General features: G+C 56.5%; 13 protein-coding genes and 1 pseudogene. 8 read left to right on the top strand and 6 right to left on the bottom strand.

Going from position 1 to position 15458, the window contains the following annotated elements; genetic code table 11:
• The first annotated feature begins 68 nt into the window (after positions 1-68).
• Complete coding sequence (locus HV157_RS02500; RefSeq protein WP_182268551.1) at positions 69-1004, top strand: LysR family transcriptional regulator; 936 nt, start codon at positions 69-71, stop codon at positions 1002-1004.
• 36 nt (positions 1005-1040) lie between these two features.
• On the opposite strand, the gene HV157_RS02505 is transcribed toward HV157_RS02500, so the two are convergent.
• Positions 1041-1409 (bottom strand): MerR family transcriptional regulator, encoded by a 369-nt coding sequence (locus HV157_RS02505; RefSeq protein ID WP_020884230.1) that lies wholly within the window; start codon positions 1407-1409, stop codon positions 1041-1043.
• 96 nt (positions 1410-1505) lie between these two features.
• Here HV157_RS02505 and HV157_RS02510 point away from each other — a divergent pair, with 96 nt between their 5' ends.
• The 4 genes from HV157_RS02510 to HV157_RS02525 all read left to right on the top strand — a co-directional run bounded on the left by HV157_RS02510 (position 1506) and on the right by HV157_RS02525 (position 7452).
• Positions 1506-2324, top strand: coding sequence for an SDR family oxidoreductase (locus HV157_RS02510; protein WP_182268550.1), 819 nt, complete (start codon positions 1506-1508; stop codon positions 2322-2324).
• 273 nt (positions 2325-2597) lie between these two features.
• A complete protein-coding gene (locus HV157_RS02515; RefSeq protein WP_014169944.1) occupies positions 2598-3212 on the top strand; it encodes a TetR/AcrR family transcriptional regulator in 615 nt (204 codons plus the stop codon).
• A gap of 74 nt (positions 3213-3286) precedes the next feature.
• On the top strand, positions 3287-4396 hold the full coding sequence (locus tag HV157_RS02520; protein ID WP_050736753.1) for an efflux RND transporter periplasmic adaptor subunit: 1110 nt from the start codon (positions 3287-3289) through the stop codon (positions 4394-4396).
• Entirely contained in the window at positions 4393-7452 is a 3060-nt protein-coding gene (locus tag HV157_RS02525) for an efflux RND transporter permease subunit (RefSeq protein WP_182268549.1), read from the top strand. Before HV157_RS02520 ends, HV157_RS02525 begins: the two co-directional genes overlap by 4 nt.
• On the opposite strand, the pseudogene HV157_RS02530 reads toward HV157_RS02525, so the two are convergent.
• Positions 7375-8356 (bottom strand): annotated as a pseudogene (locus tag HV157_RS02530) (LysR family transcriptional regulator). The gene HV157_RS02525 and the pseudogene HV157_RS02530 overlap by 78 nt on opposite strands.
• Positions 8357-8484: 128 nt before the next feature.
• Here HV157_RS02530 and HV157_RS02535 point away from each other — a divergent pair.
• The gene (locus tag HV157_RS02535) at positions 8485-9879 is read left to right on the top strand and encodes an amidohydrolase family protein (protein WP_182268548.1); all 1395 of its coding nucleotides are present in this window, start codon (positions 8485-8487) and stop codon (positions 9877-9879) included.
• Here HV157_RS02535 and HV157_RS02540 read toward each other — a convergent pair.
• Entirely contained in the window at positions 9876-10163 is a 288-nt protein-coding gene (locus HV157_RS02540) for a DUF1330 domain-containing protein (RefSeq protein WP_014169939.1), read from the bottom strand. The genes HV157_RS02535 and HV157_RS02540 overlap by 4 nt on opposite strands.
• Before the next feature lie 149 nt (positions 10164-10312).
• Between HV157_RS02540 and HV157_RS02545 the strand changes: the two genes are divergently transcribed.
• Complete coding sequence (locus HV157_RS02545; protein WP_014169938.1) at positions 10313-11218, top strand: LysR family transcriptional regulator; 906 nt, start codon at positions 10313-10315, stop codon at positions 11216-11218.
• A gap of 193 nt (positions 11219-11411) precedes the next feature.
• Entirely contained in the window at positions 11412-12350 is a 939-nt protein-coding gene (locus HV157_RS02550) for an omptin family outer membrane protease (protein WP_025204278.1), read from the top strand.
• 95 nt (positions 12351-12445) lie between these two features.
• Here the strand turns inward: HV157_RS02550 and paaY are convergent, their stop codons facing one another.
• From paaY to paaK, 3 genes are all read right to left on the bottom strand, one after another.
• A complete protein-coding gene (gene paaY, locus HV157_RS02555) occupies positions 12446-13042 on the bottom strand; it encodes a phenylacetic acid degradation protein PaaY (RefSeq protein WP_020884237.1) in 597 nt (198 codons plus the stop codon).
• Positions 13043-13051: 9 nt separating this feature from the next.
• Entirely contained in the window at positions 13052-13987 is a 936-nt protein-coding gene (gene paaX, locus HV157_RS02560; RefSeq protein WP_014169935.1) for a phenylacetic acid degradation operon negative regulatory protein PaaX, read from the bottom strand.
• A 129-nt stretch (positions 13988-14116) separates the two neighbouring features.
• The gene (gene paaK, locus HV157_RS02565) at positions 14117-15433 is read right to left on the bottom strand and encodes a phenylacetate--CoA ligase PaaK (RefSeq protein WP_014169934.1); all 1317 of its coding nucleotides are present in this window, start codon (positions 15431-15433) and stop codon (positions 14117-14119) included.
• Between the last annotated feature and the right edge of the window lie 25 nt (positions 15434-15458).

Here is a 15458-nt window from a genome sequence, read left to right on the forward strand (position 1 = left end):
CTTTACAGGCGGCATCTGATTTTGATAATTACACTAAAATCAGATGCACTTTTCGGAAAATATGAATAATGGGTAAACTCGAAGATATGGCGCTGCTGGTTGAAGTGGCTGAGGCTGGCGGGCTTTCCGCCGCTGGCCGCCGTCTGTCACTTTCCCCGGCCACCATGACCGCCCGCCTCAAAGCGATTGAAGAACGCTACCAGACGCGCCTGTTTCACCGTTCCACGCGGGCTATCTCCCTCACCCGGGCGGGTGAAGAGTTTTACCATGCGGCACTGCGCGTGCTGGAAGAGATGCATCATGCCGAGTCGTTACTGGCACAAAAAGAGGGCGTGCTCAGCGGTAACATTCGTCTTTCCGCCCCCTCTGACTTTGGCAGGCAGTATCTCAGCCCCGCCGTCATGGCATTTTCCCGCCTGCATCCGGAAATCAAATTTTTCGTTTACTTAAGGGAACACGTAGAGGATCTGGTCGCTAACCGGCTGGATATGAGCATTCGCTTCGGCAACCTGCCGGACAGCAGCCTGGTGGTCAGAAATATCCGTCCCAATCACCGGGTGCTGGTCGCGTCAGCAGCGTATCTTGACGACCAGGGTATCCCTGCCTCCTGTGACGCGCTGACGGACCACCGCTGTCTGGCGCTGGAGTCGCAAGGAGTGGTGATGAATGAATGGCGGTTTGAGGTTGAGGGGAAAGAGCGCGTCGTTCGCGTAGAGCCTGCCATGGTCTGTGATGACGGAGCGCTGCTTCGTCAGTGGGCCCTCGACGGGGCTGGCATTGTGGGCAAATCGTGGTGGGACGTGAAGGACGATGTCGAGAAAGGAAGGCTGAAAGTGTTGCTTGCCGGGAGCTTCACCGGCTTTAGCCGGTTTGATCGCAAAGATGTCGGGCTACAGTTTGTCTACCCGCAACGGAAACTCCAGCCGCTTCAGGTCACCGCATTTAGCCAGTTTTTTATCGACTGGCTTAAAAAGACTGAACGCGGTGAGCTGATGACGTCGTGAAGCCGCCGGTTGCGTTAAACGGCCCGCGTCGGCCGTTTAAAATACATCAACACACGGCTGACCGACTTTATGAAGGGCATCGGTCAAGCGGGTCCGAAGTTCATTCAGCGCCGCTTCTTTCTCCGCCAGTTGCGCCAGTTTGCGCCGCAAAGCGGCCTGTTTTTCCTCCGCGGTAAAGCGGTCATCAACCCAGACCGCCAGAACATCGGCGATTTCAGCCAGGGTAAACCCCAGCATTTTGGCATGCCCGATCAGCTTCAGCCGTTGTAAATCCACAGCCGAGTAGACTTTGTAGTTATTACTGCCGTTTGGCTGCGGAATTTTTTCCAGCAAGCCCGCCCTTTCATAATAACGCACCGTCTCTTTCGATAACCCAGTTCTGGCACACAGCTCGCCGATCCTCATCGCGTCGTTCTCACCTTGTAAAAATCACGCTTGACCGTGTACCTGAGTACACGGTTTATCCTGTGCCGCACAGACAGGGAAAACGGGATTTATGTTATGAATTCTTTTGATTATACAGGAAAAACAGCACTGGTTACCGGTGCATCCTCGGGCATCGGACGGGAGTTCGCCCGCCAGCTCGCGGCCCGTGGCGTGGGGTTGATCCTGGTTGCCCGCTCCGAGGCAACGCTGCAGGCGCTTGCGGCTGAGCTTCACAAAACGCACGGCGTATCACTCACCGTTATCGTGCAGGACTTAACGCTGCCTGAGGCCATTACCCACATTGTGGAACGGCTGGAAGCGTTACGGCTTTATCCCGATATTTTGATTAATAACGCGGGGTTTGCCACCTACGGGCGATTTGAAAAACTATCTCTGGCGCGCCAGCGTGAAGAGATCAACGTCAACTGCGTCGCTCCCGTGGCGCTCGCGCACGCCCTGCTGCCCGCGATGCTGCGTAAAGGTTCAGGCGTGATGATTAACGTGGCCTCAACCGCTGCCATGCAACCGGATCCGTATATGGCAATTTATGGTGCAACAAAGGCATTTTTACTCTCCTTTTCGAACGCGCTGTGGGGAGAATACCGCGCCCACGGCATCCGCGTGCTGGCGCTTTGCCCCGGCGCAACGGATACCGCCTTTTTTGAGGTGGTGAATGCCGAGGAAGCGTCAGTGGGCAAAAGAATGCCAGCGCAGAACGTGGTCGCGCTGGCGTTACGGGCCGTGGATACGCAACGCAATACGCTGATCCCCGGCTGCGGCAACTGGCTGCTGGGCCAGTTACACCGGTTTGTCACCCGCCGACGTCTGGCGATCATTGCTGAAAAAGTATTACGACCTAAGCCCGCCGGTCAGGGGACGCGCTCAGACGCATAATCCCGTTCAGGCCAAAGCGTGACGTTTCAGTGCCGCGCAATTGCACTGAAACGCGCGCAATCTCTCGCAAAGACTGACAATATCCCGCGAAAAACAGTGATACACTTAGCCGACCTGGTTGATGATGCAGTCTTAACGGCTCAGGGCTAACGAGTATTATCCCTCGGGTTCCACAGACGACTGTGCATGTGCCATCTGCCCACTCAACCATGTGACCCAATTACCAAATGGTCACACGTTGTCAATCGGAGCCTGTCACGCTAAGCTGAAATAATGACTAAAGACATGAACACCCCATCCACACGTGGTCCACTCGATCACACGGTCCGAGAGCAAATCGTCGAAGCTGCGTATGAGCACTTCGGCCATTACGGCTATGAAAAAACCACCGTCGCTGAACTTGCCAAAGCCATCGGTTTTTCAAAAGCCTATATCTATAAGTTTTTTGATTCCAAGCAGGCAATCGGCGAGGTCATCTGCGCGAACCGTCTTGATATGATCATGGCGGCGGTCAATGCAGCCATCGCTGATGCGCCATCCGCAAGCGAAAAGCTGCGTCGTCTGTTCAGGGCGCTCACCGAGGCGGGAAGTGAACTGTTTTTCCATGAGCGTAAACTTTACGACATCGCCGCCGTTGCCGCGCGGGACAAGTGGCCTTCAACCGAAAGGTATTCCGAACGTCTGCTGAAACTGATTGAGAGCATTGTTGTCGAGGGCAGAAAAGCCGGTGAGTTCGAGAGAAAAACCCCTCTGGACGAAGCTACACTGGCGATCTATATGGTGATGTGCCCTTTCATTAACCCTGTTCAGCTGCAGTACAACCTCGAAGCCGCCCCGACCGCGGCGGTTGTCCTCTCCTCTCTGATTTTGCGAAGCCTGGCCCCCTGATTAGTGACCATTGACTTTATTGGTCACTAGAATGAGAATGCGGATACCGTCCTGTTAATGTAATAAGGGTTCCCATGCTCAGGCTTCATTCAGCCCGCCTTGCCGTATGCCTCCTGCCGTTTGCCCTGGTGGCATGCGGCGATAACCACGCCAGTGACGATCCGCGCACGCAGCCACCGCTTGTCAGGTCTGCGTCCGTGATCCCTGCGAACGAGACGTCACGCGCCTTTACCGGCGTGGTGGTGGCAAGAACGCAAAGTGATTTAGGCTTCAGGGTGCAGGGCAAAATTCTCGAACGTCTTGTCGATACGGGTCAGACCGTTAAGCAGGGCCAGCCTTTAATGCGTCTGGATCCTGTTGATCTGAAATTACAGGCGCAGGCCCAGCAGCGAGCGGTGGATGCTGCCCAGGCGCGCGCACGTAAAGCGTCCAGCGATGAGGCGCGTTATCGCGGCCTTGTGGCATCCGGTGCAGTGTCGGCGTCGGAATACGACCAGATTAAAGCCGCAGCCGACAGCGCCAGAGCGGAGCTCAGCGCTGCCCGGGCACAGGCAGGCGTGGCGCAAAACGCCACCGGTTATGCCGTGCTACTTGCCGATTCAGACGGCGTGGTGATGGAGACGCTTGCCGAGCCTGGACAGGTGGTCAGCGCCGGGCAGGCGGTGGTCCGTCTGGCCCGCGCGGGGCAGCGCGAGGCGCTGGTCCAGTTGCCGGAAACCCTGCGCCCTGCCGTAGGAAGTACAGCCCTGGCAACGCTCTACGGTAACGAAAAACAGCCCGTTAGCGCGAAGCTGCGCCTGCTGTCTGATTCAGCCGATGCGACCACCCGTACCTTTGAGGCCCGATACGTGCTGGATGGCGCGCTGGCGAACGCGCCGCTGGGGGCAACCGTGACGCTGAGCATCGAACACGGCAAAGGCGACAGCCGGGTGATGCAGGTTCCTCTGGCGTCTCTCTACGATGCGGGGAAAGGGCCTGGCGTCTGGCGTATTTCCGCTCAGCCGACAAAAGTCGTCTGGCAGCCTGTCAGGGTGCTTAGCGTAGGGGATGATATCGCCAGAGTGACCGGCGGCGTACAGCCCGGAGAGAAGATTGTTGCGTTAGGTGTCCATCTTCTGCACGAAGGCGAAGCGGTCCGGCTGGCGGAACAGCGCGATGCCACTCAGGCGGGGATGACACCATGAGTGGAGGTCGTTTCAACCTGTCAGCGCTTGCGGTACGCGAGCGCTCGGTCACGCTGTTCTTGATTATTCTGGTTACCCTTGCCGGTATTTTCTCGTTTTTTGGCCTTGGCCGCGCGGAAGATCCCCCCTTCACGGTTAAGCAAATGACGGTTATCACCGTCTGGCCCGGTGCAACCGCACAGGAAATCCAGGATCAGGTCGCCGAGCCGCTGGAAAAACGTCTGCAGGAACTCAAATGGTATGACCGCACGGAAACGTATACCCGCCCCGGTATGGCGTTTATCACGTTGTCATTGCAGGACAAAACCCCGCCTTCTCAGGTTCAGGAGGAATTTTACCAGGCGCGAAAGAAACTGGGGGATGAAACCAAAAACCTTCCGGCAGGCGTCATGGGGCCGATGATCAATGACGAGTTTTCCGATGTCACCTTTGCCCTTTTTGCACTGAAAGCGAAAGGCGAACCACAGCGTCTGTTAGTGCGTGACGCCGAAGCCCTGCGCCAGCAGCTTTTGCACGTTCCGGGCGTAAAGAAAGTGAACATCATCGGGGAACAGGCCGAGCGGATTTACATCTCCTTCTCGCATGACCGTCTGGCAACACTGGGACTCTCGCCGCAGGATATTTTCACCACGCTCAACAGCCAGAACGCATTAACCGCGGCGGGCTCGATTGAAACGCGCGGGGCGCAAATCTTTATCCGCCTCGACGGCGCTTTCGATAAATTGCAGAAGATCCGCGATACGCCCCTTATCGCGCAGGGCAAAACGCTCCGGCTGTCCGACGTGGCAACGGTTGAACGGGGCTATGAGGACCCTCCGACCCTGCAGATCCGTAACCAGCAAGAACCCACCCTCCTGCTCGGTATTGTCATGCGTGAAGGCTGGAACGGCCTGGCGCTGGGTAAAGCGCTGGATGCAGAAACGGCAAACATCAATGCGAATATGCCTCTGGGGATGACCCTGACGAAAGTCACCGATCAGTCGGTGAATATCCGCTCGTCGGTCGATGAGTTCATGATCAAGTTCTTCGTCGCCCTGCTGGTGGTGATGGTGGTGTGTTTTGTCAGTATGGGGTGGCGCGTGGGCATCGTTGTCGCAGCGGCAGTGCCGCTGACGCTGGCGGTCGTTTTTGTCGTGATGGAAGCCTCCGGTATAAACTTCGACCGCGTTACCCTGGGCTCCCTTATTCTCGCCCTCGGCTTACTGGTTGATGATGCGATTATCGCCATCGAAATGATGGTGGTAAAAATGGAGGAAGGCTACGACAGAATCAAAGCCTCCGCCTACGCCTGGAGCCATACCGCCGCGCCAATGCTGGCCGGAACCCTGGTGACAGCCATCGGGTTTATGCCGAATGGTTTTGCGCAGTCAACCGCCGGGGAGTACACCAGCAATATGTTCTGGGTAGTCGGCCTCGCCCTGATAGCTTCGTGGTTTGTGGCGGTGGTGTTCACCCCTTATCTGGGCGTCAAAATTCTGCCGGACATCGCAAAAGTCGAAGGCGGTCATGCCGCCATCTATGACACCCCGCGCTATAACCGTTTTCGTCATACCCTGAGCCGCGTGATCGCCCGAAAATGGATCGTCGCCGCGTCCGTCGTGGCCATCTTCACCCTCGCAGTACTGGGGATGGGGCTGGTTAAAAAACAGTTTTTCCCGACGTCCGACCGCCCCGAGGTGCTGGTGGAAGTGCAGATGCCGTATGGCACATCGATTGAGCAAACCAGCGCCGCCACCGCGAAAATCGAAGCGTGGCTGCGCAAACAGCCTGAAGCCAGCATCGTCACCGCCTACATTGGCCAGGGTTCGCCGCGCTTTTATCTGGCGATGGCCCCTGAGTTGCCCGATCCCTCTTTCGCGAAGGTTGTCGTCATGACGGACAGCGAGAAGTCACGCGAGGCGCTTAAGTTCCGCCTTCGCGAAGCGGTAGCACGCGGGCTGGCTCCGGAGGCACGCGTGCGGGTCACGCAGCTGGTGTTCGGGCCTTATTCTCCCTTCCCGGTCGCCTGGCGAGTAATGGGACCGGATGTCGATAAACTGCGTGATATTGCAGATAACGTTAAAGGTGTGCTGCAGGCCAGTCCGATGATGAGAACCGTCAATACCGACTGGGGTTCACGCGTACCGACCCTGCATTTCACCCTCGATCAGAATCGCCTGCAGGCTACCGGTTTAACGTCGAACGCCGTTGCCCAGCAGCTTCAGTTCCTGCTGTCGGGCGTTCCCATCACCTCCGTGCGGGAAGATATTCGCTCGGTACAGGTTACGGGCCGCGCCGCGGGTGATATCCGCCTTGATCCGGCGAAGATAGAGGGCTTTACCCTGGTGGGTAACGCCGGGCAACGCGTTCCGCTGTCACAAATCGGGGAGATTGAGATCCGAATGGAAGATCCGCTGTTGCGCCGTCGCGATCGTACGCCCACGATTACCGTGCGGGGAGACATTGCCGAAAACCTTCAGCCCCCGGATGTGTCAACCGCCATCATGAAACAGCTGCAACCCCTTGTTGATTCGCTTCCACCTGGCTATCGCATCGAAATGGCGGGATCGATTGAGGAATCCGGCAAAGCCACCCAGGCCATGGCCCCGCTGTTCCCCATCATGATTGCCCTGACGCTGCTGATAATCATTCTGCAGGTGCGTTCACTCTCGGCCATGGTCATGGTATTCCTGACCGCACCGCTGGGGCTTATTGGTGTGGTTCCTACGCTGCTGCTTTTCAATCAGCCGTTTGGCATCAATGCCCTCGTCGGCCTGATCGCGCTTTCGGGGATCCTGATGCGAAATACGCTGATACTCATTGGTCAAATCGATCACAACCAGAAGGACGGTCTCGATCCGTTCCACGCCGTGGTTGAGGCGACCGTACAGCGCGCGAGGCCGGTCTTACTGACGGCCATGGCCGCCGTGCTGGCGTTCATTCCCCTGACGCACTCCGTGTTCTGGGGAACGCTGGCCTACACGCTGATTGGCGGAACGCTAGGGGGAACCATTATTACCCTCGTCTTCCTGCCTGCGATGTATGCGATCTGGTTTCGGATCAAGCCCGCCGCCTGACGGTGCCGGGCTGGCGTTCGGGATAAGCCCGGCAATCCAGTCTGCAAAGGCACGCACTGCGGGAGAGAGAAAACGCTGATGGGGATAAAGCAACGTAACAGGCACCGAAGGCGGTTGCCAGTCAGCCAGAACCTCAACCAGCCTTCCCTCCCGCAGATGCGCTGAGACAATACTCTCAGCCAGCTGCGCCAGCCCGAAACCTTCAAGGCACATGTTGATATAAAGCCCGGTGGCATTTACGGCCGCTTCGCCGCGGACAGGGATGGAGACCGTCTCTGTCCCGCGGACAAAGCGTAACGCATCCGCCCGTCGGGTCTGATCGGAAAAATAGTGTATCGCCCGATGCTGTGATAAGTCGTCTGGCGAGCAGGGGGTACCGAACTTCCTGAGATAGTCCGGTGAGGCACAGGTCACCCAGCGAAACCGGCCCAGAGGACGGGCAACAAGAGGTCGAGCTATTCAGATCACCCGTTCGGATCACACAGTCCACCCCCTCCTGCACCAGATCAACCTGCCGATCGTTGACGCCCAGCATCAGGTAGATATCCGGATATAGCCGGTAAAAATCTTTCAGGTGAGGCATCACGATGAAATCCGCGATCCCGCCCGGCATATCCACCCGCAAGCGTCCCTGCGGGCACCGGACTGACGCCGTCAGGCTCGTTTCGGCATGATCGATTAGCGCCAGTATTTCCTGGCATTGCGCCAGATACTGCACACCTTCAGCGGTGAGGCTCACCCGCCTTGTCGTTCTGTTAAGCAGGCGCACCTGGAGGTAATTCTCCAGATTTTTTATGCTGCTGGTGACCGTTGACGAAGGCAGAGAAAGCGTTTCGGCTGCGCGGACAAAGCTTCCGGCCTGCGCTACCCGCATGAAGATCTGCATTGCCTGAATACGATCCATTTTTTCTCCCCCGACCGTCGCTCACATTATTCTTCGTAGATTATGAATAATGAAAACACGTTAAGCATCTTTTTCGCAGTAATCGGGTGGCGTAATTTCTCACTCATGAAGAGACAAAGGACAAGAAGATGAGCGATTACCTGAGAAATATGATTAACAATCAAAGCATAACCCCACCCGCCACGTTGATTAAGGGCGCAACCCTGCTCAGCATGGATGACAGGGTGGGTAATCTTGAGCGCGGCGATATCCTTATCGAAGGCGCAAAGATCGTCGCCATTAGTGAAAATCTGGCAGCAGAAGGCGCCCGCTTAATAGATGCCACACATATGATTGCCATGCCGGGCCTGGTAGATACCCATCGCCATGCCTGGGAGGGACAACTGCGCCGCATTAACCCCGACGCCAAAACGCTTGAAGATTACTGCAACGCCACGCACTTCTCGTTCGCCAGGTATTATCGCCCTGCCGATATTTATATCGGCAACCTGCTCACCGCCCTGGGGTGTATTGATGCCGGTATCACTACGGTGATTGATAATTCCCATAACAGCCGCACCGCTGCGCATTCGGACGCGGCCGTTGAGGCCCTGCTGGATACGGGGATCCGCGCCGTACACGCTTCCGGTGCACCGGTGTCCGGAGAATGGGACCGCGCGCACTGGCCCGGTAACTGGCAGCGCCTGCAAGAAAAGTATTTCCAGAATAACCCTGAAAGTCTTGTTTCGCTGGCGGTCATGGCCCAGCTGGAGCCGGAGAAATGGCTGGAGGCCCGCAGGCTGGGGTTGCCAATCGTGACCGAATTCTTTGGGGGTGAAATGGCGTCGCAGCTTGAGGCGCTGCATCAGCAGGGGCTTCTGGGACCGGACAATATTTTTAATCACTGCACCGCACTGCCGGACGACGGATGGAAAATCCTGCGGGATGCGGGCGTACGCGTGAACGTCTGCCCCCGTTCCGATGCGCACTATGGGATTGAAGACGGCATGTTTGCCCTTCAGTCCGCGCTGCGCCACGGCATCAGCCCCGGCCTCAGCGTTGACAATGAAACGTCGTACAGCGGCGACATGTTTATGGAAATGCGCGTGGCTTTTTACCTCCAGCGCGTCATGGGCATGCATCAGCAGCGCTGCTGTGGTTCAGCGCACACCGTAAATACGCTTCATACCCAACAGCTCCTGAAAGCAGCCACCGTCGATGGTGCGGCCTGTGCAGGGTTACAGGAGAGCATCGGCAGCCTGACGCCGGGTAAACAGGCCGACCTGGTTCTGATTAACGCCGGCGATCTCAACCTCTATCCGTCCGGCAATGCATTTGGCACGGTGGTCCATGCGGCAGAGCGCAGCAACATCCATACCGTCATGATTGCCGGACGAATCGTGAAGCAAGACGGCAACGTGCTGGGGGTAGACATCACCCGCCTTCGCGAGGCCATTGATGAATCACGTCATCATCTCTTTACCTCAGCCGGGTATGAGCCGGACATATTTGCCGGCGCCTTCCTGCCGCTGGCGCAGGATTAAGCCCCTTCAACCACAACAAATGTCCCGGTTGCCGCCCCCGCGCGCAGCTTTCTGGCGGCCACGTACCCGGGACTGTTATAAAAACGTTTGGCCTCAGCATACGAATCAAACTCTAAAACGACATGGCGTTCATGCGCCTCCCCTTCGAGATTTTCATATTCCCCTGACCAGACGATGACCCGGGGGTTGAACCCCTGCAGCGCTTCCCCGGCAGCGTTCGCATATTCTGCATAGGCAGCAGGATCTGTGACGGTCACGTGGGCGATTAAATAACCTTTATTCATCTTCTTTATCCTTCCTGAGGACTGTTGCCGGTGGTGTAAAACGCATCAACCTGTTTGACAGCGTTACGCGGTATGAAGACACTCTATTAGTCATCAATAAGGGAATAAATCACCCAAAAAATAACGCACTGTTACCTGTAAGGTGAACAATGAAAAACCTGCATGCACTGACTATTTTTGCGCGCGTCGCAGAAATGCAGAGCTTTACTCAGGCGGCGGAGAGCCTGGGCATTAAGAAAGGCCGCGTTTCAACGGTCGTACGTGAGCTTGAGCATGACCTCGGGACGACGCTGTTGCACCGGACTACCCGCGCGGTACAGCTGACCGAAGACGGTCGGGCTTTTTATTCGCGCGCCCGGGATTTGTTATCAGATGCTGAAGATCTGCAGTCCATGTTCGCGCCTGGCGGCATGTCACTGCGGGGACGTTTACGCGTCGATATGCCAGCAGTGTTGGCCCAAAGCGTAGTGATTCCCGCCCTGCCACAACTGCTGGACGCGCATCCTGAACTTGAAATAGAACTTTCAAGCACAGACCGGCGAGTCGATCTGGTTCAGGAAGGCTTTGACTGCGTGATTCGTTTTGGGCCCATTGTTGATGAGACCCTCATTGCCCGACCGCTCGGTCAGTTACGGATGATTAACGCCGCCAGCCCACGCTATCTGGAGCGCGTCGGAGTGCCCGAGACGATTGACGACCTGCTTCGTCAGGGACACCGAATGGTGCATTACATGCGAAATTTTGGTGCCCGACCTGATGGCTGGCAGTACCCGGACGGTGATGGCTACCGGTCCGTCATGTTACCCGGCGCCGCGCGGGTCAACAGCGTACCGGCCTATCATGAAGCCGGGCTGGCGGGTCTGGGCTTAATTCAGGGCGGGTATTCCGCGCTGGCGCCCCATATCCAGCGCGGCGCGCTGGTTGAAGTGCTTCCCCATTTGCCTCCTGAACCGCTTAATGCCGCTTTCGTGGTCGCCCATCGGCGTAATTTATCGCAGCGTGTCAGAGCTTTTATGCACTGGACGGAAGTCATTTTAAAACCGTACTTTGATTAATATCCTGCTAAAGATATTCACGCTAATTGTCGGAGGCCGGACGGCAATATTATCTCGCTCAGGGACGTTTCTTGTGAAAGGAATATACAGCGCAAATGCGAATAATGACTAAAACTGGCAGTTGATTGTTATTTGCGTGGCTTTTAAAATTTAATTGCAAGGTATTTATTAAATTTTAATTAGGGACATAAAAATGACAAGAAATACGCTTTTACTGACAATGATGGCCGCCTTTTCAGGCGCAGTATACGCAGGGGAAACGCAATTTACGCCGAATTTCTCACCTGACAGCGTCACCGTTTCAGCCTCGGGCGGAATGCTCAGCGGGAAATCCCATGAAATGGTGTATGACGACGTCACAGGCAGAAAAATCAGCCAGCTGGACTGGAAAATTAAAAACGTCGCCATCCTGAAAGGCGATATTTCCTGGGATGCGTACCCTTTCCTGACCCTGAACGCACGCGGCTGGACCTCGCTGGCATCCGGGTCGGGTCATATGGATGACTATGACTGGATGAACGAAAGACAATCCAGCTGGACAGATCATTCGACGCATCCGGCAACTAACGTCAATTATGCCAATGAATACGATCTCAATGTAAAAGGCTGGATATTGCAGGGCGAAAGCTATAAAGCGGGCGTGACTGCCGGTTATCAGGAAACCCGTTTTAGCTGGACGGCGACCGGTGGCTCTTATAATTATGATAACGGTACCAACACGGGGAATTTCCCGGCGGGCGAACGCGGTATTGGTTATAGCCAGCGCTTCTCAATGCCTTATATTGGGCTTGTGGGGCAGTATCGTATTAATAATTTCGAATTTAATGGCCTGTTTAAATTCAGTGACTGGGTGCGCGCTCATGATAACGACGAGCACTATATGCGCGACCTGACCTTCCGCGAGAAAACCTCAGACTCTCGCTATTATGGTGCGTCAGTGGATGCAGGATATTACGTCACGCCACACGCCAAAGTCTTTGCCGAGTTCGCGTATAGCCGTTACAAAGAGGGCAAAGGCGGCACGCAGATTATTGATACTAACACGGGCGAATCCGGGTCAATTGGCGGTGATGCGGCGGGCATTTCCAACAAAAACTATACCGTTACCGCCGGTCTGCAATACCGGTTCTGATTTCGCGCAACGCATCAGGCCAGCGTAAACATGCACAGGCCCCTGACGGGGCCTTTTTCGATGCGCTGCTTTGACATCAGCAGGTGCGCGCCCCTTCATGACGCCGATTTTGGTCGCAGATCCTCGTCAAACTCCAGACGTTTTCGACCGGGCTCCACTTCGCGCAGGGGTTCGACCTGATGCAGGGTCAGCTTGCAGCGATCCACCAGCACCTGATACTCACGCGTGCCCTGCTTCTTCCAGGCAATTTCCTGCTCGCTCAGCACACGTATCGCTTTTGCCGGACTGCCAATGATCAAATGGTTGGCGGGCATCTCCGCTTTCGCTTTCACAAAGGCCGCCGCGCCAACAATGCTGTTTTCGCCAATCACCGCGCCGTCCATGACCACTGCGTTCATCCCTACCAGGGCGTTACGGCGGATAATACAGCCGTGCAGAATCGCGCTGTGGCCGATATGGCCGTCCTCTTCCACCACCGTGTCCTGCTCCGGGAAACCGTGCATGACGCAGTTATCCTGAATGTTCGCGCCGTCTTTCACCACAATCCGGCCAAAATCGCCGCGCAGGCTGGCATTCGGGCCAACATACACGCCTTTGCCCAGGATCACGTCGCCGATGAGCACCGCCGTCGGGTGAACGTAGCTCTCATCAGGCACCACCGGCGTCAGACCGTCAATTTGATAAACGGGCATCTCCACTCCTTATACGATAGTAAGACCACCAAAGCGTTGATAGTAGAGCGTGCCGGGCACAGGCAGTTCGCCGACGGAGGTTTCACCTTTCTCGCTGACAAACGCCAGCGCCCCCGGTGCCACACGCTGATAAATATTAATGCACAGCTGTCGCGCACTTTGTCCGGCCCAGTGTGCAGGCAATAACTCCTCCGGCAACAGCGGGTCTTTCAGCACCACGCGACGGTAAAAATGGATCAGCAACAGCTGGATCTGGAAGCAGCGTTCCGGCGTTAATTCGTCCGGCGCGGCCTCTTTCAGCAGCGGCAGAAGAGGACGGAACGAGTGGATAAACGTCTCGTACATCGCGTTCTGTTCGGTCAACTGCCAGCACTCCTCGACCCGGGCACGCAGCGCCGCGCGGGACAGCGCCAGCGGCGAATGGGCCTCGAAGAAGATGACGTTTTCCGCCACGCCTGCGTCGTGTAAAAGCGACTGCACATCCGCCAGATGCTGCGACGGGGAGGCCATCAGGCTGGGAGCCAGGGTGCCAAAACCCTGCCAGATCAGCTGCTTCTTGACGTCAGCAAGGGTGGTTTTATCCAGACCTTCCGAGAGCAGCAACAGCCACTTGCCGTCCCATGCCGGGAGTTCTGCACGGTAGATTTTACTCTCCGCGCGACGGGTCAAACGCAGCCCCTTGTCGCTCAGCCGGTAAAAGCTGCGTCGTCCGATACGCGACACATCCAGCCAGCCCTCTTTGTTAAGACGAAACAGCGCAGTGCGCACAAAGCGCTCGCCAAACCCCATGCCTTCCAGTAAGGCGGCGAGGCTACCAAGCCAAATCTCGCCGCCGCGATGTGAAAGCGCGTCACCGTATAATGAGGAGATAAGCGACGTTCCGCTAACGGGAACCGAGCTAACCGCGTGCTGGATAAAGGCATCGAGTTTATTCATGTGATTCATTCTGTTGTTATTTTTGGTCTGGATGAATCATAGCATATTCCCCTCACCCCGGCCCTCTCCCAAAGGGAGAGGGAGACAACGTCCCTTCCCCCCTCTGTGGAGAAGGTTAGGATGAGGGGTGAGGGAAACTCAACCGTTAGCCGCAACTTTACGCAAATCAAACACCCGACAGGCTTTGCCCTCTGAGCGCGGGATACTGCCGCAGTTGACAATCATCACGTCGGTGGAGATCCCGACCATCGATTTAATCCGATGGCGCAGCTGATGGCACACCTGGCAGCGCTGCTCGTGGGTCAGGGTCAGACTGCTCTCTTTGAGCTCCACCTTCACGGAAAGTGAATCAAGATGACCGCGGCGGTTGACCTCCAGCTGGTAGTGCGGGGAGAGGTGTTCGAACTTCACGATCTCCTCTTCCAGCTGGGACGGGAAGACGTTGACGCCGCGGATGATGAGCATATCGTCACTGCGACCGCTGATCCTGTCCATACGACGCATGGTGCGGGCGGTCCCAGGAAGCAGGCGCGTCAGGTCGCGGGTGCGATAACGGATCACCGGCAGCGCCTCCTTGGTCAGCGTGGTAAACAGCAGTTCGCCCTGCTCGCCATCATTAAGCGGCGTGCCGTCGTTCGGGTTAACGATCTCCGGATAGAAATGATCTTCCCAGATGGTCGGACCGTCGGCGGTTTCGATACACTCCATCGCCACGCCTGGCCCCATGACCTCGGAAAGCCCATAGATATCCAGCGCGGTGATCCCCAGACGTTTCTCGATTTCGCGGCGCATGGCCTGCGTCCACGGCTCTGCGCCAAACACCCCCACACGCAGGGAGCAGGCGCTGGCATCGCCTCCCATCTGGCGCTCCAGCTCTTCGATCAGATTGAGGCAGTAGGATGGCGTCACCATGATCATGTCCGGCTGGAAATCGCGGATCAGTTGCGCCTGTTTCTCCGTCTGGCCGCCGGACATCGGGATAACAGTCGCCCCTAAACGCTCTGCGCCATAGTGCGCGCCCAGCCCTCCGGTAAACAGGCCATATCCATAGGCCACATGAATTTTGTCTTTCGCACTGCCGCCCGCGGCGCGCAGAGAACGGGCCACCAGGTTAGCCCAGTTGTCGATGTCATGTTGGGTATAACCGACGACGGTTGGCTTTCCGGTGGTGCCGGAAGAAGCATGAATACGCACCACCTGCTCCATCGGCACGGCAAAGGTATCGAACGGATAGTTATCACGCAGGTCCTGCTTGGTGGTGCACGGGAACTTACGGATGTCTTCCAGCGTTTTAAAATCGTCAGGGTGAACGCCCGCGGCGTCAAACTTGCGTTTGTACATCGGAACGTTGTTATAGGCGTGATGCAGCGTCCATTTCAAACGCTCGGTTTGCAGCGCCTGTAATTCGTCAATGGAGGCCGTTTCGATCGGATCAAGCTTTGTTGTATTTGTCATTGTAGGGTACTCACACTGTTATTCG

Source organism: Enterobacter sp. RHBSTW-00318 (genome assembly GCF_014101375.1).
GTDB classification, from domain to species: Bacteria; Pseudomonadota; Gammaproteobacteria; order Enterobacterales; family Enterobacteriaceae; genus Enterobacter; species Enterobacter ludwigii.

What these genes read in the sequence shown, in the direction of transcription:
- HV157_RS02550 (WP_025204278.1), top strand. Translation starts at nt 11,412, where the DNA reads ATGACAAGAAATACGCTTTTACTGACAATGATGGCCGCCTTTTCAGGC.
- paaK (WP_014169934.1), bottom strand. Translation starts at nt 15,433, where the DNA reads ATGACAAATACAACAAAGCTTGATCCGATCGAAACGGCCTCCATTGAC.
- HV157_RS02525 (WP_182268549.1), top strand. Translation starts at nt 4,393, where the DNA reads ATGAGTGGAGGTCGTTTCAACCTGTCAGCGCTTGCGGTACGCGAGCGC.
- paaX (WP_014169935.1), bottom strand. Translation starts at nt 13,987, where the DNA reads ATGAATCACATGAATAAACTCGATGCCTTTATCCAGCACGCGGTTAGC.
- paaY (WP_020884237.1), bottom strand. Translation starts at nt 13,042, where the DNA reads ATGCCCGTTTATCAAATTGACGGTCTGACGCCGGTGGTGCCTGATGAG.
- HV157_RS02500 (WP_182268551.1), top strand. Translation starts at nt 69, where the DNA reads ATGGGTAAACTCGAAGATATGGCGCTGCTGGTTGAAGTGGCTGAGGCT.
- HV157_RS02520 (WP_050736753.1), top strand. Translation starts at nt 3,287, where the DNA reads ATGCTCAGGCTTCATTCAGCCCGCCTTGCCGTATGCCTCCTGCCGTTT.
- HV157_RS02510 (WP_182268550.1), top strand. Translation starts at nt 1,506, where the DNA reads ATGAATTCTTTTGATTATACAGGAAAAACAGCACTGGTTACCGGTGCA.
- HV157_RS02540 (WP_014169939.1), bottom strand. Translation starts at nt 10,163, where the DNA reads ATGAATAAAGGTTATTTAATCGCCCACGTGACCGTCACAGATCCTGCT.
- HV157_RS02545 (WP_014169938.1), top strand. Translation starts at nt 10,313, where the DNA reads ATGAAAAACCTGCATGCACTGACTATTTTTGCGCGCGTCGCAGAAATG.
- HV157_RS02535 (WP_182268548.1), top strand. Translation starts at nt 8,485, where the DNA reads ATGAGCGATTACCTGAGAAATATGATTAACAATCAAAGCATAACCCCA.
- HV157_RS02515 (WP_014169944.1), top strand. Translation starts at nt 2,598, where the DNA reads ATGACTAAAGACATGAACACCCCATCCACACGTGGTCCACTCGATCAC.
- HV157_RS02505 (WP_020884230.1), bottom strand. Translation starts at nt 1,409, where the DNA reads ATGAGGATCGGCGAGCTGTGTGCCAGAACTGGGTTATCGAAAGAGACG.